The sequence below is a fragment of the Pararhizobium sp. O133 genome (assembly GCF_051669845.1).
Lineage (GTDB): Bacteria > Pseudomonadota > Alphaproteobacteria > Rhizobiales > Rhizobiaceae > Pararhizobium.
In genome coordinates, this window is record NZ_CP196426.1 from 1,678,236 (window position 1) to 1,697,387 (window position 19,152).

General features: G+C 60.8%; 16 protein-coding genes. 15 read left to right on the forward strand and 1 reads right to left on the reverse strand.

Annotated elements, in window-relative coordinates; all coding sequences use genetic code 11:
- Positions 1-5 precede the first annotated feature (5 nt).
- From ACST81_RS08060 to ACST81_RS08085, 6 genes are all read left to right on the forward strand, one after another.
- Complete coding sequence (locus tag ACST81_RS08060) at positions 6-674, forward strand: class II aldolase/adducin family protein (RefSeq protein WP_438753431.1); 669 nt, start codon at positions 6-8, stop codon at positions 672-674.
- Positions 675-884: 210 nt separating this feature from the next.
- Positions 885-2,399, forward strand: coding sequence for a glycerol-3-phosphate dehydrogenase (locus ACST81_RS08065; RefSeq protein ID WP_438752408.1), 1,515 nt, complete (start codon positions 885-887; stop codon positions 2,397-2,399).
- A gap of 18 nt (positions 2,400-2,417) precedes the next feature.
- Positions 2,418-3,473 carry a class II aldolase/adducin family protein gene (locus ACST81_RS08070; RefSeq protein WP_438753434.1) on the forward strand — a complete coding sequence of 352 codons (1,056 nt, stop codon included), beginning with the start codon at positions 2,418-2,420 and terminating at the stop codon, positions 3,471-3,473.
- Positions 3,470-4,759 carry an FGGY-family carbohydrate kinase gene (locus ACST81_RS08075; RefSeq protein ID WP_438752409.1) on the forward strand — a complete coding sequence of 430 codons (1,290 nt, stop codon included), beginning with the start codon at positions 3,470-3,472 and terminating at the stop codon, positions 4,757-4,759. Before ACST81_RS08070 ends, ACST81_RS08075 begins: the two co-directional genes overlap by 4 nt.
- Positions 4,756-5,604: a TIGR01459 family HAD-type hydrolase gene (locus ACST81_RS08080; RefSeq protein WP_438752410.1), complete on the forward strand. Its 849-nt coding sequence runs from the start codon at positions 4,756-4,758 to the stop codon at positions 5,602-5,604. Before ACST81_RS08075 ends, ACST81_RS08080 begins: the two co-directional genes overlap by 4 nt.
- 271 nt (positions 5,605-5,875) lie before the next feature.
- On the forward strand, positions 5,876-7,414 hold the full coding sequence (locus tag ACST81_RS08085; RefSeq protein ID WP_438752411.1) for a calcium-binding protein: 1,539 nt from the start codon (positions 5,876-5,878) through the stop codon (positions 7,412-7,414).
- Positions 7,415-7,534: 120 nt separating this feature from the next.
- Here ACST81_RS08085 and ACST81_RS08090 read toward each other — a convergent pair whose 3' ends face one another.
- Positions 7,535-9,280 (reverse strand): chemotaxis protein, encoded by a 1,746-nt coding sequence (locus tag ACST81_RS08090; RefSeq protein ID WP_438752412.1) that lies wholly within the window; start codon positions 9,278-9,280, stop codon positions 7,535-7,537.
- Between the two features lie 346 nt (positions 9,281-9,626).
- Here ACST81_RS08090 and ACST81_RS08095 point away from each other — a divergent pair, with 346 nt between their 5' ends.
- The 9 genes from ACST81_RS08095 (at position 9,627) to ACST81_RS08135 (ending at position 19,151) form a co-directional block, all read left to right on the forward strand.
- Positions 9,627-9,956 carry an STAS domain-containing protein gene (locus ACST81_RS08095; RefSeq protein ID WP_438752413.1) on the forward strand — a complete coding sequence of 110 codons (330 nt, stop codon included), beginning with the start codon at positions 9,627-9,629 and terminating at the stop codon, positions 9,954-9,956.
- Positions 9,953-10,321 carry a response regulator gene (locus ACST81_RS08100; protein WP_438752414.1) on the forward strand — a complete coding sequence of 123 codons (369 nt, stop codon included), beginning with the start codon at positions 9,953-9,955 and terminating at the stop codon, positions 10,319-10,321. The genes ACST81_RS08095 and ACST81_RS08100 overlap by 4 nt, the downstream gene beginning before the upstream one ends.
- Positions 10,318-12,369: a chemotaxis protein CheA gene (locus ACST81_RS08105; RefSeq protein WP_438752415.1), complete on the forward strand. Its 2,052-nt coding sequence runs from the start codon at positions 10,318-10,320 to the stop codon at positions 12,367-12,369. The genes ACST81_RS08100 and ACST81_RS08105 overlap by 4 nt, the downstream gene beginning before the upstream one ends.
- Positions 12,369-12,875, forward strand: coding sequence for a chemotaxis protein CheW (locus ACST81_RS08110; protein WP_438753436.1), 507 nt, complete (start codon positions 12,369-12,371; stop codon positions 12,873-12,875). The genes ACST81_RS08105 and ACST81_RS08110 overlap by 1 nt, the downstream gene beginning before the upstream one ends.
- A 55-nt stretch (positions 12,876-12,930) precedes the next feature.
- On the forward strand, positions 12,931-14,622 hold the full coding sequence (locus ACST81_RS08115) for a methyl-accepting chemotaxis protein (RefSeq protein WP_438752416.1): 1,692 nt from the start codon (positions 12,931-12,933) through the stop codon (positions 14,620-14,622).
- 200 nt (positions 14,623-14,822) lie between these two features.
- A complete protein-coding gene (locus ACST81_RS08120; protein WP_438752417.1) occupies positions 14,823-16,643 on the forward strand; it encodes a methyl-accepting chemotaxis protein in 1,821 nt (606 codons plus the stop codon).
- On the forward strand, positions 16,640-17,140 hold the full coding sequence (locus ACST81_RS08125) for a chemotaxis protein CheW (protein ID WP_438752418.1): 501 nt from the start codon (positions 16,640-16,642) through the stop codon (positions 17,138-17,140). The genes ACST81_RS08120 and ACST81_RS08125 overlap by 4 nt, the downstream gene beginning before the upstream one ends.
- 9 nt (positions 17,141-17,149) lie before the next feature.
- A complete protein-coding gene (locus tag ACST81_RS08130) occupies positions 17,150-18,004 on the forward strand; it encodes a CheR family methyltransferase (protein WP_438752419.1) in 855 nt (284 codons plus the stop codon).
- Positions 18,005-18,056: 52 nt separating this feature from the next.
- A complete protein-coding gene (locus ACST81_RS08135; protein ID WP_438752420.1) occupies positions 18,057-19,151 on the forward strand; it encodes a protein-glutamate methylesterase/protein-glutamine glutaminase in 1,095 nt (364 codons plus the stop codon).
- Position 19,152 lies beyond the last annotated feature (1 nt).

Below are 19,152 nucleotides of genomic sequence, written 5' to 3' on the forward strand. Positions count from 1 at the left end.
ACATGATGAGCGAACGCGACCTGCGCCAGGGCATCATCGACAACTGCCGCGCCATGAATGCCAGTGGCCTCAACCAGGGCACATCCGGCAATATCAGCGTGCGCCACGGCGACCGCATGCTGATTACCCCCTCGGCTATTCCCTATGCCGAGATGACGCCGGATATGATCGTCTCCATGCCGATCGACGGTGAAGCCTCAAAATGGGAAGGCTCGAAGAAACCATCCGTCGAATGGCCATTTCATCGGGATATCCTCAAAGCCCGGCCGGAAATCGGCGCGGTGGTTCACACCCATTCCACCTTTGCCACCATTCTCGCCATCGCCCGCAAGCCCATTCCCGCCTGTCACTACATGATTGCTGCTTTCGGCGGTCATGACGTGCGGGTCTGCGAGTATGCACGGTACGGCACGCAGGAACTGTCGAACAATGTCCTTTCGGCGCTGGAGGGACGGTCTGCTTGCCTGATGGCCAATCACGGCATGATCGCTACGGGGGCGAGCCTCGACAAGGCGATGTGGGCGGCAATCGAGCTCGAGACGCTTGCCAAGCAATATTACCATTCCCTACTGATCGGCGGCCCGGTCATCCTGCCGCAAGACGAGATCGCCGGCGTGCTGAAGGGGTTCGCGAATTACGGATTGCAGGATGGCGCGAAGAAAGAAGTTGGCTGATGAATTCGCACGTCTTCGGTTTCTCTCGGTCATTCCTGTGCTTGTCACAGGAATCCAGTCACGCGACGTCTGTCGCGTGGAAGGAGTCTTTGGCACCGCAGACGCGGTGCCGCTGGATCCCCGGCACAAGGCCGAGGATGAAGGAGAGTTTGGAATCCGACGAGTGACTGGGAGAGACGGGGCTGTGCAGGAAAGACAGGAGAAGCGATCGTGAGCAACGGGATCGGCGTGGTTGACCTGTTCATTATCGGCGGCGGCGTCAATGGCGCCGGCATTGCGCGGGATGCTGCCGGGCGTGGCCTGTCCGTCGTTCTCTGCGAGAAGGACGATCTGGCGCAGGGCACCAGTTCTCGCTCGGGCAAGCTCGTTCATGGCGGGCTGCGCTATCTCGAATATTACGAATTCCGGCTGGTGCGCGAGGCGCTGGTCGAGCGCGAGGTGTTGCTCGAATCGGCACCACACATCATCTGGCCGATGCGGTTCGTCCTACCTCACAGTGCATCCGACCGTCCCGCTTGGCTCGTGCGGCTCGGGCTGTTTCTTTACGACCATCTCGGTGGCCGCAAGCGCCTGCCGGGGACGCGGTCGCTCAATCTGAGGACCGCACCAGAAGGCGCGCCAATCAAGGCCGAGTATCGCAAAGCCTTCGAATATTCCGATTGCTGGGTGGATGACGCCCGCCTCGTTCTGCTCAACGCGCTCGATGCCAGTCGGCGTGGTGCTGCTGTCCATACGCGTACGGCCTGCACCTCGGTTCGCCGCAATGGCGATCTTTGGGACGTGGAGATGACCGAAAGCGGGACCGGCCGCAAGACGGAGTTGAAGGCACGCTGCGTCGTCAACACGGCCGGTCCCTGGGTCAACGACGTCATCGGCCGCGTCGCGGGGTTGAACTCGCGCCGCAACGTCCGCCTCGTCAAGGGCAGCCACATCATCGTCCCGAAATTCTGGGAGGGGCGGCAGGCCTATCTGGTGCAGAACCCGGACAAGCGGGTGATCTTCATCAACCCCTATGAGAACGACCTGGCGCTGATCGGCACGACCGATATTCCGTATAACGGTCGCCCGGAGGATGTGAAGGCGGATGCCGGCGAGATCGATTATCTGATCCGCTCGGTGAACCGCTATTTCAAGCAGCAACTGACCGCCAGCGATATCGTGCACAGCTTCTCCGGCGTGCGCCCCCTCTACGACGACAATGCCGAAAACCCCTCGGCGGTAACCCGCGACTATATTTTCGAGGTGGATGCCATCGACGGCAAGGCACCGCTGCTCTCGGTCTTCGGCGGCAAGATCACCACGTTTCGCAAGCTCTCCGAACACGCGCTGGAAAAGATCCGGCCGTTCTTTCCGAAGATGGCGCCAGGCTGGACGTCGAAGGGCATCCTGCCCGGCGGCGACTTGCCGAATGCCGATTTCGACCAGTTTCTTGGGGATCTGCGGGCGAAATATCGCTGGCTGCCAGCGGATATCGCCAAGCACTATGCCCGCCTTTACGGGACGCGCGCGAATGCGCTCATTGGCTCGGCCACCTCGCTTGATGATCTTGGCCAGCCCTTCGGCAAGCTCTTGCGCGAACGCGAGGCCCGGTTCCTGATGGAGACCGAGTGGGCGCAGACGCCGCAGGATATTCTCGAGCGGCGCACCAAGCATGGCCTGCATATGACGCAGGCGGAACGGGATGCGTTTGCATCCTGGTGTCTGCGGCAGCCGCAGGCTGCCTGAGGAAACGTATCGGAGACGATTGTGAGAAGTTCTGAATTCGAAGCGCTGCTGGATCTGTCGGCACGGGTCGGCGCTGACCCGGCGCTGGTGCAGGCGGCCGGCGGCAATACCTCGATCAAGGAGGGCGGCACGCTCTGGATCAAGGCGTCGGGTCTCTGGCTGATGCAGGCACGTGAGCGCGACGTCATGGTGCCGGTGGCGCTGGACGCGCTGCTCGATGCCCTGGAGCGCGACGATCCGGCGACGGAAAAGGCGCAGGATTTCGTGATCGCGGAGCGCAATCCATCCGGCCTGCGCCCCTCGATCGAGACGACCGTGCATGCCCTGATGCCGCAGAAGGTGGTCATCCATGTCCATTGCGTCGAGACGATCGCGACGGCGGTGCAGGTGAGTGGCGAGGCTGTCGCGGCGGCGAAACTCTCCGGTATTCCCCATGTCTTCGTGCCCTATGCCCGTCCGGGCCTGCCACTGGCCAAGGCGATTGCTGCCCGGTTGCAGCCGGAGATGCGCGTTCTCATCCTTGGCAACCACGGCTTGGCCGTCGCGGGTGACACCGTGGCGGAGGCGAGTGCCTTGCTCGCAGAGGTTTCCCGGCGGCTTGCCCTGCCGCGTCGGATTGCGCCGGATGCCGATCTTTCCGCCCTGTCTCGACTGGCACTCAACAGCAGCTTCGTCCTGCCGGAAGACAATCTCATCCATGATGCGGCGGCCGATCTTGCAAGCTGCCTGATCGCTGCCGGCGGTAGTCTTTATCCGGACCATGTGATCTTTCTCGGCCGGGGCTCCTTTGTCGCCAATCCCGGCGATACCGCTGTGTCGATCGAGGAACAGCATCGTGCCGAAGGGCTCACCCTGCCGCCGGCTTTGCTGTTCCCGGGCAAGGGCGTGCTGGTCTCGCGCGAGATCACGGCCGGCGCGCTTGCCATGGCGCGCTGCCTCTCCGACGTGCTCGGCCGCATCGGTGAGAATGCGCGGCTGCGTTATCTGACCGACGCGGAAAACGCCGAACTTCTCGGTTGGGACGCGGAAAAATACCGGCAGGAACTGAACCGGGCAGGGAAGGCGCTGCAATGACGGTGGCTCCCGACACGCCCCTGGTGATCGGCATCGATATCGGGACGTCCGGCGCTCGTGCCGTCGCGATGGATGCCGGTTTTTCCATCGTCGCCTCGGGTTCGTCCAGGATGGCGGATTTTTCCGTCGATCACCGCGATCCGCTGGCCTGGTGGAAGGCGCTGCAGACAGCGCTGGGACAGGTGCTCGATGCCATAGATCGGCAGCGGGTGCGGGCAATCGCCATTGACGGCACTTCGGGCACGATCCTGCCGGTCGGCACCGATGGCGCGCCGCTGGCCGTGCCGATGATGTACAACGATCCGGTCGCGGATGCCGATATTCTCACGCGCATCACCACGCATGCGCCGCAGGAAAGCGCCGCCCATGGCGCGACGTCGGGGCTGGCGAAAGTGCTGACCTTCCAGTCTATTCCCGACGCTTTCCGGATCATCCACCAGGCCGATTGGCTGGCCGGTCATTTCACCGGGCTTTACGATGTCTCCGATGAAAACAACGCCCTGAAGACTGGCTATGATCCAGCCGAGCGCCGGTGGCCGGACTGGATCGACCGCACCGCCGCGCGCCGCGATCTCCTGCCAGATGTACTCCCGGCCGGTACGCCGATCGCCGGAATTTCTCCTGGGGCAGCAGATGCCTTCGGTCTTCCCGATGACGTCGTGATCGTCACCGGCACCACGGACGGCTGCGCCTCCTTCCTCGCGACCGGCGCCGGCCAGCCTGGCGATGCGGTCTCCGCGCTCGGCACGACGCTGACGGTCAAGATGCTGTCCGACCGGCCGTTGTTTGCACCCGAATATGGTCTTTACAGCCACCGGATCGGCGACATGTGGCTGGCCGGCGGTGCCTCCAATACTGGCGGAGGCGTGCTTTCAGCGCATTTCGACAATGGGACGATTTCCGCCCTCTCGGGACAAATCGATCCATCGACGCAGACCGGGCTCGATTATTATCCCCTGCTGAAGGACGGCGAGCGGTTCCCGATCAACGATCCGCAGTTCAAGCCCCGCATGACGCCACGACCCGAAAGCGATGCGGATTTCCTGAAGGCGATCTTCGAAGGCATTGCCGGGGTGGAAGCGCTTGCCTATCAGCGGCTTGTGTCGCTCGGCAGCCCGGCGCTACGGTCGGTGCGGACGGTCGGTGGCGGGGCGAAGAATCCTGTCTGGACGGCGATCCGCAACCACGCGATGCCGGTGCCCTTCCTGCCGGTGATCTCGGAAGAGGCGGCGGCGGGCACCGCGCGGCTGGCTCTATCGGGCGCGCGATCGGCGGGTGTGTTATGAGTGGCTCCTTGACCGTCTCCGGCATGGGCGATCTTGCCGATCAGTTCGATGCCTTCCTGATCGACCAGTTCGGTGTCCTGCGTGATGGGCGCGGACCCTATCCGGGCGCTGCCGAAACCCTGTCGCGACTGAAACAGGCGGGAAAACGGATCATCATCCTGTCGAATTCCGGCAAGCGCTCAGCGGAAAACGATCGCCGTCTGGCAGCGCTCGGATTCGATCCGCGGAGTTGGGACTGGTTTCTGACATCAGGCGAGGTCGCTTGGCGGATATTGCGTGCCGAGAGCGTGAAGGCAAAGATTGGCGTTCCGCGCAAATGCCTGCTGATCAGCCGGGACGGCGATACATCGCCGCTAGACGGGCTGGATCTCGAGCGTACCGAGCGGGGTGAGGATGCGGATTTTATCCTGCTGGCGGCCAGCGAGGGTGACGTCTATCCGCTCTCCTATTACGAGGCCCTTCTGGCGCCGGCGGCGAAGCGCGGTGTCGCCTGCCTCTGCACCAATCCCGATAAGATCATGCTCACCCGGACTGGAACCGCCTTCGGTGCGGGGCGGATCGCCGAGCTTTACGAGGAGCTGGGCGGCACGGTGCGATGGATCGGCAAACCCTTTGCCGACATCTACAGGACGGCTCTCGATTTTCTGGATGACATCGTGTTGGACAGGATTTGCTGCATCGGCGACAGCATCGAGCACGACATTGCCGGGGCTACCGGGGCAGGGCTCAAATCCGTGCTGGTGACCACCGGTATTCTCGAAACGGTAAGCGATGATGGGCGTCGCGCCTTATTCGTCGAGCATGGGGCGATGCCGGATTTCATCATGCCAAAATTTATCTGGTAGGACGGGCAAGGTCGATGCGTTCACGCTGCCGTTCAACACGAATTCGTCGATTGTCTGGTTATAAGTATGATCTGCGATTTCATGGAGTTTTGAGAACCCTATAAGGGCTTCAATCGGTCCCTACCGAAAGTAAACGTTCTCCACAATATTTCAGTTGCGATATTGCTTCGAATAAATATGCGATGATACACGTTATTCGTGTTGCTGCGCGCCTGCTCGCACAGGGCCGCAGGAGTAAATTTATTTATATTTTCAAGCCCCGGGGAGAATTATGGCTACGATCGACGTTTATTCTGGCTCTTACAGCCTGCAGGAAGTCAGCGACGCCTATGACGGTTATTACAGAAAAGGGACGTCAACATCCTATAGTCTCGTAGATTATTATGGAATTGCCAAATTTACGGTAGCGGGAAAGAATCTCGCATACAATGGAGATCGGCCTGAAAGCGGTCGTGTTACCGGATTTACGATCTACGATCTTGACGGCAGCATCCGTTATAAGGTTTCCGGCCTTGATCTCTCTGTTGTGGAATTCAGAGATTCTGTCTCCTATCTTTCTTATCTTGAAACGATGCTGAAGCCGATCGCGTTTCGCTTCAATGGTGGCGCATCGGATGATCTGTTCGTTGGCGGCGCCGGCAAGGATGTGGTTTATGGCGGTCTCGGGGCAGATACGATCGTTGGAAATTCGCAAGCCGATACTCTCCACGGTGGCGGTGTCAATACCGCTACGCCGAAGGAAGTCGACGTTCTCGATTATTCCCAGGAAGAAGGCGGCGCGGCGATCAAGGTCGACCTGAAAACCGGAAAGGTCACGGACACGTTCGGTTTCGTCGACACCATTTCCGGGTTCGAGATCATTGTCGGGACGGATGGCAACGATACGTTCAAGGCTGCGGCTGTTGACGTGTTCCAGGGGTTTGCGAGCGGCGGCGGCGTCAATGTCTTCACCGGCAGCACGGGCAAGCACGATGCGGTCTTCTACGATCGTGCGTTCAATGACAACGTCGAAGTTGATCTTGCTGCCAACGGAGACGGCAAGGGCATCGCGAAGAGTTATTACGGCACCGACACGCTTACCAGTATCGAGATCGTTGTAGGGTCACGCTATAACGATGAAATTTTCGGCTCGAAATACAATGAGAGCATTACGGGCGCTGAGGGCTACGATGTTCTGGACGGACGTGGCGGTACCGATACGCTCGATTACTCATGGGAAACCGGCTCGAGCGGCGTCAGGGTTAATCTGGCAAAGGGATACGGATACGACACGTTCGGCGATCGTGACACGATTTCGAATTTCGAGTCCGTGATCGGGACTAATCGCAACGATGCGGTGACCGGCAACGAGCGTGGCAACGTGCTGAAGGGCAGCGATGGCAATGACTCCCTGACGGGTCTGGCCGGAGCCGACACCCTGTCAGGCGGGAATGGAAACGATGTGTTGTCAGGCGGTACCGGAAAGGACAACCTGACTGGCGGTGCCGGCAATGACATCTTCGTCTTCGATGCGGCTTTGAACGCCACTACCAATATCGACAAAATCTCCGATTTCAGCGTCGTCTCCGATATGATCCGGCTGGAAAACGGCATCTTCACGAAACTGACGGGAACGGGCGTGATGAGTGCGGCTCAATTCAGCGCTAATGCCGCCGGCGTCGCAAAGGATGCCAGCGACCGGATTATCTATGAAACCGATACCGGCAAGTTGTTCTACGATTCAAACGGCAGCGCCAGCGGCGGTGCTGTTCAGTTCGCACAACTTTCCAAGGGGTTGGCGCTGACGGCGGCGGATTTCTACATTATCTGAAAGTGCTTTGGTGCAGCGTCCGGAAGCATCAGTGATTGGCGCCGCACCCCGGAAATAACAAACGCCCGGCAAAAGGATGTCGGGCGTTTGAGTCTGAGCCTTGTCCGCGGTCCTGAATGATCAGAACAGCGCGTCCGCAAAGAGGTCGTCGTCGTTGGCCGCAGGGGCCGGCGCCTGGGATGCGGATAGGGTTGCGACGGTGGCGGCGGGGAGGATGCCCTGGTGAACGGTGCGCTCCTGGGCCATCGTGTAGAGTTTGAAGATGCGCGGGCCGAGAGTGCCGAGGACGCCTTCGAGGTCCGAAATGTCGGGCAGCATGTCGCCGGCGAGGTCGCAGAGATAATCGGCGCAGACGGCCAGCACTTCGCCGAGATCGTTCTGGAAGTCGAGCTTGCTGATCGACAGGCCGATCTTGCTTGCCACTTCGCGGCCGTGTTCGGAGAGAACGGCAAGCTCGCTTTCCATGGCGTTGGCGGCCGAGCGGATATTGCCGACGGCGGCGCTCAGGCGTTCGGCAAGGCCTGCTCCGCCGGCCGTATTGCTGGCCGCAATTGCCGCGGCCGCGTCCTCGAAACCAGCAAGGCCGTTGACGATGGCGTCAGCGGATTCGTCCAGCTTGGCGGCGAAGAAGCGCAGTTCCGCCGTCACAACGTTGATCGATCGGCCTTCCTCGCCCATGCGGCTGCAGCGCAGGTTGGTGTTGAGCGCCATGTAATGGATATCCATCTTCACGGAGCGGATATTCTCGATTCCTTTCAAAAGGTTAGCGGCCGTGCTCGTGGTCGTCCGGCTGACCTGGTTGGCCTGTTCGCTGGTACCTTCCACCTGCTTGACGATGGTGTGGGCGGCGGAAACACTGGTCTCCAGCGTCCGCATGAAATTGCCGTCCTTAGCGTCGTCCTGGCTCTGCATTTCCGCGCGCAGGTCGAGAATGCTCTGCGTATCATGGGCAAAGCTGGCGATGGTTTCGACGACGCTTCGGGAATCGCGCTGGAAGTCCTGCACCATATCCACCATCTGCGCGGCTGCGAGATGGTGGATGAGGTTGGTCAGGCGCGCCTGCGCATCAAAGCCAAGGGTGCGGCCTTCCTCGCTGCCGAGGAAATCCTCCAGGATCAACAGGGTCGATTGCACATGTTCGATGCGCTGGCGGGTGATGTCACCGATTTGCAGGGCCGAGAGCGTCGTCGCGACCTTGCCCTGGATTCCACGGGCGAGGACACCGACCTGTTTTGCGATCTCGCCGAGCTTGCGGCGATGTTCGGTGATCGTTTTCGCATCGCGCTTCAGTGCCTCGACCACGGCCGGAACCGTCTGTTCGTAACCTTTGGCGATGCCGGAGCCGAGCGTCTGGGCGACCTTCAGTTCCTTTTCGAGCGTATTGAGCTGGCCTGCGAAATTGTTGACCTCGGCGGTGCCGGAACGGATGCGATCGAGGATTTCCTCGGCGAAGCCGGCGAATTCGGCAATGCCCGCGCCGGTGATCTTCACAGTGACGGCGAAGGTCTGCAGGTAGCGCATGGTTTCCTGCATGTCGGACACATGCGTGCGCAGCCCGGCGCCGGTATTGGAGAGAACGGCGAGGTTCGTCTGGCGCACGCTTTCCAGTTCCGGCAGTTCGGACAGGCTGGTGACGGTTGCCAAAAGGTCCGCCGTCGTGTCGTTGGCAGAGCCGGCGTCCAACGTCTTTGTCACGTTGTCGAGCGAGCCGAGCAGGCTGTTCAGAACATCCATGACGGCAAGCAGGACGCCGCCACCTTCCAGGAAGCGCTGCTCCACTTGCGTGCGCGCCGCTTCAAGTTTGCGGCCGATATCGGTGACATTGGCGGTGTCGGTCTGGTGGGCCAAAGCTGTGCTGTATGTCAAAATAGCCCTCAACTCGAAACATATGCGGTCTTTCCCCATCCATAGGGCAAGGAAGGAAATGTCTGGTTAAGCGCGGGACTCGTCTGCGTTGCATCGCTCAAGCCGCGAAATGACACACCTTAAACGCGAACATTCTTTTTTAGGCTCTTCTGTTTTACTTCAAGTATATGATACTTTGTAGCTTTATGCCTTGAAGAAATACTCATCCAAGAACTGCATGGTGAAATTTCATAGTGAACAGATCGGTAATTTCAGGGGGTTTATGCAACCTGGATTTACCACCTGTTAAGACTGGCGTGAGATTCCATAAATAGTACCGATAGTATTTTTCGTTTCAGAGGCTGAAATGGCAACGCATATTTGTGAGTATGACGTAGTTGATCTTCCTGACAAATTAAATATCAAGAATATAACTCATGTACATGATCTAATATTGTCGAAATTAACGAAAGGTCGCCCATTGTCATTCACTCTGCCTGTGAACGCAGAAGTTGATCTGAGCTTCGTGCAGATCATCGAGGCGGCAAGAATACAGGCGAAATCATCTGGAGTGTCCCTGCGTCTCTCCTCCGCAGCGAGTGGCGCCGTTCTCGACGTCCTGGAGCGGGGCGGATTTCGCGAGGCTTTCTCCGCAGAAGACAAGACATTCTGGCTCCATCAAGAGGCTATACAATGACCGCGAGAATTTTGACCGTCGATGACTCGGCCAGCATCCGTCTGACGACGAAGGTGACCCTGTCCAATGCCGGTTACGACATTACCGAAGCCGCGCACGGCGCCGAGGGCCTGGAAAAGGCGAAGTCGGGCCAGTTCGACTTGATCGTCACCGATCTCAACATGCCCGTCATGGACGGCCTGACGATGATCGAGGAACTGCGCAAGCTGCCGGCCCATACCGGTGTTCCGATCATCTTCCTGACGACGGAATCCGATGCCGACCTGAAGGCGCGGGCAAAGGCGGCAGGTGCGACCGGCTGGCTCACCAAGCCTTTCGATCCTGAAAACCTCGTGAAGATCGTCAGGAAGGTGCTCGGAAGATGAATATGCCCGATCCCGTTGCAGTGTTTCGGACCGAAGCGGCGGAGCTTTTCGAGCAAATCGAATCCGGCCTGCTCGACCTGACTCACCGCCTCAACGACAAGGACCAGATCGACGCGGTCTTCCGCGGTCTGCATACACTCAAGGGGTCGGGCGCCATGTTCGGCTTCGACGCGCTCGCGGCCTTCACGCATCATTGCGAGACGGCGTTCGACCGCGTCCGCAAGGGAGAAAAGCCGGCGACCAGCGAACTGGTTGCTGCCGTCCTCGCAGCACAGGATCACATGCGTGCTTTGGTCGACCGGCCGACGGACGATCACGGCGATATCGGCGAGGTTCTCCTTGCCCGCCTGCGATGTGCCGTCGAAGGCGATGCGCAGCAGCCGGCCAGCGTCCAGCCGAACCCGGCGGTCGTTGTGGCTGAAGCGCCAAAGAGTGGATCGAATACCTGGCGGATCCGTTTCAGTCTGCCGGTCAATTCCATGGTCAACGGCACCAATCCGCTGGGCCTTCTGGATGAACTGCGCGACCTCGGCGAATGCAAGGTCCTCGTCAATACATCAGCCGTTCCTTCGCTGGACGTTCTGGTCCCGACCGACCTGCATCTCTCCTGGGATGTGACGCTGACGACCGATCAGCCGCGCTCGGCGATCGACGATGTCTTCATCTTCGTGCTCGACGACATGCAACTGGATGTCGAGACAGTGACGGAAGTCCCAGTTGCGGAACCGGTCGCGGCTGTTTCGGCGCCGGTCCCTTCAACTGTTGCTGCCCCGATCCCGCCGGTAACTATGGCTGTTCAAGCTCCGGTCGCGGCGGCGGCGACAACCGAGCGCGAGACGGCGGTTTCGAATGCCGACAATCGCCAGGCCAAGGCCGCCGAGAATGTCCGCGTTCCCGCCGAACGGCTGGACGAACTGATGGACCGCGTCGGCGAACTGGTGATTGCCCAGTCGCGCCTGCGCCAGTTGGCCAGCGCCAGCATGGATATCCAGCTGCGCTCCGTTTCCGAGGAGATCGAACGGCTTTCCGGAGAACTGCGTGACACGATGATGGTGCTGCGCATGGTACCCGTCGGCAGCCTGTTCGGTCGGTTCCGCCGTCTGGTCCACGATCTCGCCCGCGAGACCGGCAAGGTGATCGAACTGGTGACCGAAGGCGAAACCACGGAAGTGGACAAGACCGTCATCGAACGCCTCGCGGATCCGCTGGTGCACCTGGTGCGCAATTCCATCGACCACGGCCTCGAAACGCCGGAAGAGCGCCGCGCCGCCGGAAAGGACGAGGCAGGCAAGGTTCTGCTTTCGGCCCGCCAGGCCGGCGGCGAGGTGATCATCACCATCAAGGACGATGGTCGCGGCATCAATCGCGACCGGGTGCGGGCGAAGGCGGAATCCTCCGGCCTCATCCAGCCGGGTGCTGTCCTGTCGGATCAGGACCTGCTGCAACTCATCTTCGCACCGGGATTTTCGACGGCGGCGCAGGTCACCAACCTGTCGGGTCGCGGCGTCGGCATGGACGTCGTGAAGAAGACGGTCGAGGCGCTGCGTGGCGCCATCGATGTCACCAGCCAGACCGGCGAAGGCTCCGAGGTCTCGTTGCGCATTCCGCTGACGCTGGCGATTATCGACGGACTGCTGGTTCGTGTCGGCACCGGCCGATACGTCATCCCGCTTTCGGCGGTGGAGGAATGCCTGGAGCTGTCGCTCGAGGAAGATCTTCGCTCGCGCGGACGCAGCTTCATCTCGCTGCGCGACAGCCTCGTCCCATTCCTGCGCCTGCGTGATCTCTTCCGGACGGGAACGAAACCCGACATGCACCAGAAGGTGGTCGTCATTTCGACGGGCACCGAACGGGTCGGCATGGTCGTCGACCAGATCATCGGCGACCACCAGACGGTCATCAAGTCGATGTCGAAGCTGCATCACGACGTCGCCACCTTCTCGGGCGCGACCATTCTGGGTGACGGCAGCGTCGCCCTCATTCTCGACGTCGCGCACTTGGTGGCGGCCGGACAGCAACAGGAGGCGCAAGTGCGGGCAGCAGGATGATGAACGAAGCACGTCAGATCAGCGACACGCACCGCAAGACCGAGATGAACTGGAACGAAGCCGAGGAACTGGAGGTACTGACCTTCGACCTTCACGGCGAGACCTTCGCGCTCGAGGCAATCCTGGTCCAGGAAATCCTCGACCTCCTGCCGGAGACGATGGTTCCGGGCGCCATGCCCTTTGTCGGCAGCGTCATCAATTTTCGCGGCAAGGTCATCCCGCTTGCCGATATCCGTCTCGCCTTCGGCATGGAAGCGGCGGAAACGACGATCGACAGTCGCATCATCGTGATTGAACTGGATCTCCAGGGGGAGCCGACGCTGGTCGGCCTGCGGACAGACAAGGTGAATGAAGTCACCACGCTCGCCAAGACATCCAGCGAGGCGCCTCCGAGCGTCGGCATGCGCTGGCGGCCGGATTACATCAACTGCCTGGTCAAGCGGGGAGGGCAATTCATCATCCTTCCAAACCTGCAGGCAATCTTCTCTTTCAGGAAAGAAATCTGACGCCCGGCGTGCCCCTCCCTGCATGCGACTGAGGCCAAGTTTAAGGAATTTGGACATGCGGTTCACCATCAAGCTCAAATTGGCGATCGCCTTCGGGTTCGTCATCGCCCTTCTGCTGGGAACGGCCGGATATGGCATTCTCAGCCTCGGAACCCTCAACGATAATCTCGGGCAGGTTCTGCAGGGGCCGGCGACGCGCCTGAAGCTGGCGCAGACGATCAACATCGAGGAACTGCAGGCCATCCGCCAGCAGAAGAACCTCCTTGCCGCAACGACCGAAAAGGAAGCAATCGAGGCAAAGGCCAAGGGTGACAGCGCTCGCCAGGCCTTTGAGCAACTCCTGGCGGAAGCCGAAAGCAAGGCGACGGAACAGGGCAAGGCGAGATGGGCGAAGCTGCGTGAACTCGCCGTCAAGTCGGATGAGGCCGAGCAGCAAATCCGCACCATGCTGAGTGCTGGAAATACGGCGGCTGCGCAGAACATTTCCGCGACCACGGCCCGTGTTGCCGCCACCGAGATGGACACGATCCTCGACGAAATCGTCAAGCTCGAGGAAGGCCGTCTGCAGGAAGCGGAAACCCAGGCGGACGAGCTTTACACGACGACCCGGATGATGATGACGGTCGCTGCAAGTCTTGCCGTGCTCATAGCCATTGCCGCCGCCATCTGGATTTCCTTCACAATCAGCCGTGGCCTGCGCCGTGCGACCGTCGCTGTGGCCGATGTTGCCGATGGCGACCTGACAAAGATGGCCGAGATCACCAACAAGGACGAGATCGGCGCGCTGCTGGGTAATGTCAATGTCATGATCGAGCGTCTTCGTGGCGTCGTTGCCGATGCGCTTTCCGCATCCGACAATGTCTCGGCCGGCAGCCAGGAACTGTCCGCCAGCTCGGAACAGGTGAGCCAGGGCGCGACCGAACAGGCCGCATCCGCCGAAGAGGCTTCGGCCTCGATGGAAGAGATGGCCGCCAACATCAAGCAGAATGCCGACAATGCCGCTCAGACGGAAAAGATCGCCCGCCAGTCGGCCAAGGACGCGGAAATGAGTGGCGAGGCCGTGACCCGCGCCGTCGGTGCCATGCGGACCATCGCCGAGAAGATTTCCATCGTCCAGGAAATCGCCCGCCAGACCGATCTGCTTGCGCTGAATGCCGCCGTTGAAGCCGCTCGTGCCGGCGAACATGGCAAGGGCTTCGCGGTCGTCGCTTCCGAGGTCCGCAAGCTGGCCGAACGTTCCCAGTCGGCCGCTGCCGAAATCGGCCAGATGTCGGGCGATACCGTCAAGGCCGCGGCCGAAGCGGGTGACATGCTGAACCGCCTCGTTCCGGACATCCGCAAGACCGCCGAACTGGTCTCGGAAATCTCGGCCGCCTGCCGCGAGCAGGATATCGGCGCCAGCCAGATCAACGAAGCGATCCAGCAGCTCGACAAGGTGACGCAGCAGAATGCCAGCGCCTCGGAGCAGATGTCGGCGACCTCGGAAGAACTGGCCGCCCAAGCGGAGGAGCTTCAGGCATCGATCGCCTTCTTCAAGGTCGATGGTGCAAGCCAAGCTGCGCCGGTCAAGAAAAGTGCGCCAAAGGCGGTCACGAAGGTTTCGATGACCAAGCCGGTTGCGACCCGCAAGCCGGCCCAGACCGGAAACTCGGTTGCCTCCCAGCAGGCCCGCGCCCGCGGCTTTGCCCTCGATCTGTCGATGGGTGGCCCTGATGCCGCGGATGCCGATTTCCGCGAAAGCGCTTGATCGCTTGTGCGAAAAACAGGCGGCCCAATCCTGGGCCGCTGCAAGGGCCCGCGTGTGTAGGCGCGGGCGAGACTGCCGAGACTACCGGTTTCGCGGACGTGAATCAGTCACCGCACCGCCCAGCTGGTTCGGACAACCCATGACCTGAGCATTTGCAGGATGCTCAGGTGTTTCCGACCCTTATGTGAAGGACTTTCACTGTGCGTATGACGATCAAACTGAAGCTTGGAATAACCTTTGCCGTCATTATTCTGATGACCGCAGGCATGTCCGGCCTGGCTATCTACAATCTCTCGTCTCTCAACTCCGCAATCACGCGGATGGTGAACGAGCCGGTCTCCGACATGAAGGACCTTGCGGATCTGACCGCCGAGTTCAACGGCACGATCCGCGCCGAAAAGAACGCGATCCTCAACACCAACCCGTCGGAAATTTCCGAATTCGTCAAGTCGCTCACTGACCGTCATGCCAAGATGGGTGGAACGATCGATTCGATGGCGAATTCGGCAGATAAGGACGTGGCGGACAAGGTTGCCGAGTTTCGTGTTCTCTTCGACCAGTATGCTCCCATGCAGAAGCGCATGAGCGATCTGGCCGTTCAGAACACGACTGAATCCAACACGCTTGCTGCCAGCCTTTCCATGGGCGCCGGTCGCGACCTGATGAACAAGGCGCTGGCGGTGATCGACGAAATCAATGTGATCGTCACCGAAAACGTCAAGGAAACCGACGCTGCGACCGATGCGCAATATGAAAATTCGCGCTTGCTGCTGATTTCCGCGACCGTTGCCTTGACGCTGTTTTCGCTGGCCGCTGCTTTCTGGATCTCGCTCAACATCTCCCGCGCGCTCCGCCGGGCCGTCGATCTGGCCGACGCGGTCAGCATCGGCGACCTCAACTATGAGATCGAGCACAAGAGCAACGACGAGATCAAGGATCTGGTCGACTCGATGCAGCGTATGACCTCCAACCTGCGCAACACAGCAAGCCTTGCCGACAAGATCGCCGATGGCGACCTGACGATCGAGCCGACACCGCTGTCGGACAAGGATACACTCGGCATGGCTCTGCAGCGCATGGTGGAACGCCTGCGCGGTGTGGTTGCCGATGCCCTTTCGGCATCCGACAACGTCTCGGCTGGCAGCCAGGAACTGTCCGCAAGCTCCGAGCAGATTTCCCAAGGCGCGACCGAACAGGCCGCATCCGCCGAAGAGGCTTCGGCCTCGATGGAAGAGATGGCCGCCAATATCAAGCAGAATGCCGATAATGCCGCCCAGACCGAAAAGATCGCCCGCCAGTCTTCCAAGGATGCGGAAGCCAGTGGTGAAGCAGTCGCCCGCGCCGTCAGCGCCATGCGGACCATCGCCGAAAAGATCGGCATCGTTCAGGAAATCGCCCGCCAGACCGATCTGCTCGCCCTGAATGCCGCCGTTGAAGCCGCCCGTGCCGGCGAACATGGCAAGGGGTTTGCGGTTGTCGCCTCCGAAGTGCGCAAGCTGGCCGAACGCAGCCAGTCGGCAGCCGCCGAAATCGGCCAGATGTCCGGCGACACGGTGAAGGCAGCCGCTGAAGCCGGCGACATGCTGAACCGCTTGGTCCCGGATATTCGCAAGACCGCCGAACTGGTCTCGGAAATCTCGGCCGCCTGCCGCGAGCAGGATATCGGCGCCAGCCAGATCAACGAGGCGATCCAGCAGCTCGACAAGGTGACGCAGCAGAATGCCGGTGCGTCAGAGCAGATGTCGGCGACGTCGGAAGAACTGGCCGCCCAGGCGGAGGAACTGCAGGCTTCGATCGCCTTCTTCAAGGTCGATGGCGCCGGTGTCCGCGTCTCCTCCAAGAAGCCACCGCTGAAGCCTGCGACCCGCGTCGTCGGCAATGCCGCACCGGCCCGCAAGGTCCAGCCGGCCGGATCCCACAACAGCGTTTCAGCCCAGCAGGCCCGCGCCAAGGGTTTTGCCCTCGACCTGTCGATGGGCGGCCCGGACGCCGAAGACGCCGATTTCCGCGAGAGTGCATGATCATGGCAACAGCGTCGCTCGAATCCCAGTTCGTCACGTTCAGCCTCGGCGAGGAGGTCTTCGCCGTCCCCGTCGGGGTTGTCCGGGAAATCCTGGACTATGAGGAAGCCTTCAAGATTCCGAATGGTCCCGACTATCTGCTCGGCCTGCGCGATGTGCGCGGGCAGGGCGTCCCGACGATCGATCTCAGGCTGAAGCTTGGCCTGTCGAAGACGGTGCCGACACCGCACACGCGGGTTCTCGTAATGGATATTCCGCTCGAGAATCGGACGCTGTCGCTGGGCCTCGTCGCCGACCGGGTGTTCGAAGTGACGCCGTTCCGCCATGACCAGATCGAGGCGGCGCCCGATATCGGGATCCGCTGGCGCTCGGGCTACATTGCCGGCGTCGTGCGCCGGCAGGGCGGCTTCGTCGTAATCATCGATCTCGCCAGCCTGCTTTCCAGAGAAGAGACTGCCTTATTGTCCCTGCCCGGTCCGGCAGGAAGGGCGGCTTGAGGATATCGCATGAACGTTGCCATCCGCCAGACACAGTCTTTGTCCGACCATATCAGCAAGCGGAATTTTGATCGCCTTGCCAGGTACATCTATGAGTATAGCGGCATCAAGATGCCGCACAGCAAATTGACCATGCTCGAGGGGCGTCTTCGCCGGCGTCTTCGGGCAACCAATATCGCCAGTTTCGACGACTATTGCGACTACCTTTTCAACGATGATGGCCTGGAGCAGGAAGCGGTCTACCTGATCGACGCCGTGACGACGAACAAGACCGACTTTTTCCGTGAACCGAGGCATTTCGACTTCATGCGGGAGGTATCGCTGCCAAGCCTTCTGAAAGGCGGTCACAACAACCTGCGGCTCTGGAGTTCGGCCTGCTCGACGGGGGCGGAACCCTATACGATGGCGATGGTCATGGCGGAGTTTGCCGAGGGGCGATCGGATATCGATTATTCGATCCTTGCCACCGATCTGAGCACCGAAGTGCTTCAGGTAGGGCGCCAAGGCATCTATTCCGACGAGATCGTCGTGCCGGTACCACCGGCCTTGCGCAAGAAATATGTCATGACGGCCAAGCAGCAGGCGCGGCGCGAGGTTCGTATCGCGTCCCGGCTGCGCTCCAGGGTCGGGTTTGGCCGCATGAACCTGATGGATGCGAAATATCAGGTCGGCAATCCCATGCACATCATCTTCTGCCGCAACGTGCTGATCTATTTCGACAAGCCGACGCAATCGGACGTGCTGACACGTCTCTGCGACTGCCTTCTGCCCGGAGGCTACATGTTCATCGGCCATTCCGAATCGATCACCGGCATCGACCTGCCGCTGAAACAAGTCTCGAACACGGTTTTTCAGCGCGTCTGATGCCACGTGCCGGAATGTCCTTCCGGTTCATCCTCTGAAAAGACAGGCCACCATGGGAAAGAAAATCCGCGTTCTGATCATCGACGACAGCGCCAGCGTCCGCCAGACACTGACGGCGGTGCTGCAGCAAGATCCCGATATCGAGGTGATGGGTGCGGCTTCCGACCCTTTCATGGCGGCGCGGCGGATCCAGGAGGATATTCCCGATGTCATCACGCTGGACGTGGAAATGCCGCGCATGGACGGCATCACCTTCCTGCGAAAACTGATGGCGCAGCATCCGATCCCGGTCGTCATGTGTTCGTCGCTGACCGAGGCCGGGTCGGAAACCCTGCTGCAGGCCTTGGAGGCTGGCGCGGTCGATATCATCCTGAAACCCAAGATCGGTGCCGCCGACCATCTGGCCGAAAGCGGCATGCGCATCCGCGAGGTGGTCAAGAGTGCGGCCCATGCCCGCGTTTCCGGCGTTCGCCGGCCATCGGCCCGAATGGGCGCGGCAGCGTCCGGTCCGGCGGCCAAGCTGACGGCCGATGCCATGCTGCCGCCACCGACCGGACGGGCGATGGCCAAGACCACCGAGATGGTCGTCTGTGTCGGCGCATCGACCGGCGGCACGGAGGCTTTGCGGGAAATGCTGGAGGCTCTGCCGGCCAACGCACCGGGCATCGTCATCGTCCAGCACATGCCGGAGAAATTTACCGCCGCCTTCGCCAAGCGGCTGAACGGGCTCTGCGAAGTGGAGGTGAAGGAGGCTGCCGATGGCGATCCGGTGCTGCGCGGTCATGTGCTCATTGCTCCCGGCGATCAGCACATCCTCTTGGAGCGGCAGGGCGCGCGCTATCACGTCTCGGTGAAAACCGGCCCGCTGGTGTCACGCCATCGCCCCTCGGTCGATGTGCTCTTCCGCTCGGCCGCCCGCTCGGCCGGCGCCAACGCCATGGGCGTCATCATGACCGGCATGGGCGACGATGGCGCCCGCGGCATGGAAGAGATGAAACAGGCCGGCGCCTTCACGGTGGCGCAGGACGAGGCGAGTTCGATCGTCTTCGGCATGCCGAAGGAGGCGATAGCGCGCGGTGGTGTCGATCGGGTCGTGCCGCTGGATCAGATTGCGCGGGAGATATTGATGGCGCAGTCGCGGTTTTAGG

Coding starts and splice junctions, on each gene's coding strand:
- ACST81_RS08060 (WP_438753431.1), top strand. CDS start 6: ATGAGCGAACGCGACCTGCGCCAGGGCATCATCGACAACTGCCGCGCC.
- ACST81_RS08075 (WP_438752409.1), top strand. CDS start 3,470: ATGACGGTGGCTCCCGACACGCCCCTGGTGATCGGCATCGATATCGGG.
- ACST81_RS08080 (WP_438752410.1), top strand. CDS start 4,756: ATGAGTGGCTCCTTGACCGTCTCCGGCATGGGCGATCTTGCCGATCAG.
- ACST81_RS08085 (WP_438752411.1), top strand. CDS start 5,876: ATGGCTACGATCGACGTTTATTCTGGCTCTTACAGCCTGCAGGAAGTC.
- ACST81_RS08095 (WP_438752413.1), top strand. CDS start 9,627: ATGGCAACGCATATTTGTGAGTATGACGTAGTTGATCTTCCTGACAAA.
- ACST81_RS08100 (WP_438752414.1), top strand. CDS start 9,953: ATGACCGCGAGAATTTTGACCGTCGATGACTCGGCCAGCATCCGTCTG.
- ACST81_RS08105 (WP_438752415.1), top strand. CDS start 10,318: ATGAATATGCCCGATCCCGTTGCAGTGTTTCGGACCGAAGCGGCGGAG.
- ACST81_RS08110 (WP_438753436.1), top strand. CDS start 12,369: ATGAACGAAGCACGTCAGATCAGCGACACGCACCGCAAGACCGAGATG.
- ACST81_RS08115 (WP_438752416.1), top strand. CDS start 12,931: ATGCGGTTCACCATCAAGCTCAAATTGGCGATCGCCTTCGGGTTCGTC.
- ACST81_RS08125 (WP_438752418.1), top strand. CDS start 16,640: ATGATCATGGCAACAGCGTCGCTCGAATCCCAGTTCGTCACGTTCAGC.
- ACST81_RS08130 (WP_438752419.1), top strand. CDS start 17,150: ATGAACGTTGCCATCCGCCAGACACAGTCTTTGTCCGACCATATCAGC.
- ACST81_RS08135 (WP_438752420.1), top strand. CDS start 18,057: ATGGGAAAGAAAATCCGCGTTCTGATCATCGACGACAGCGCCAGCGTC.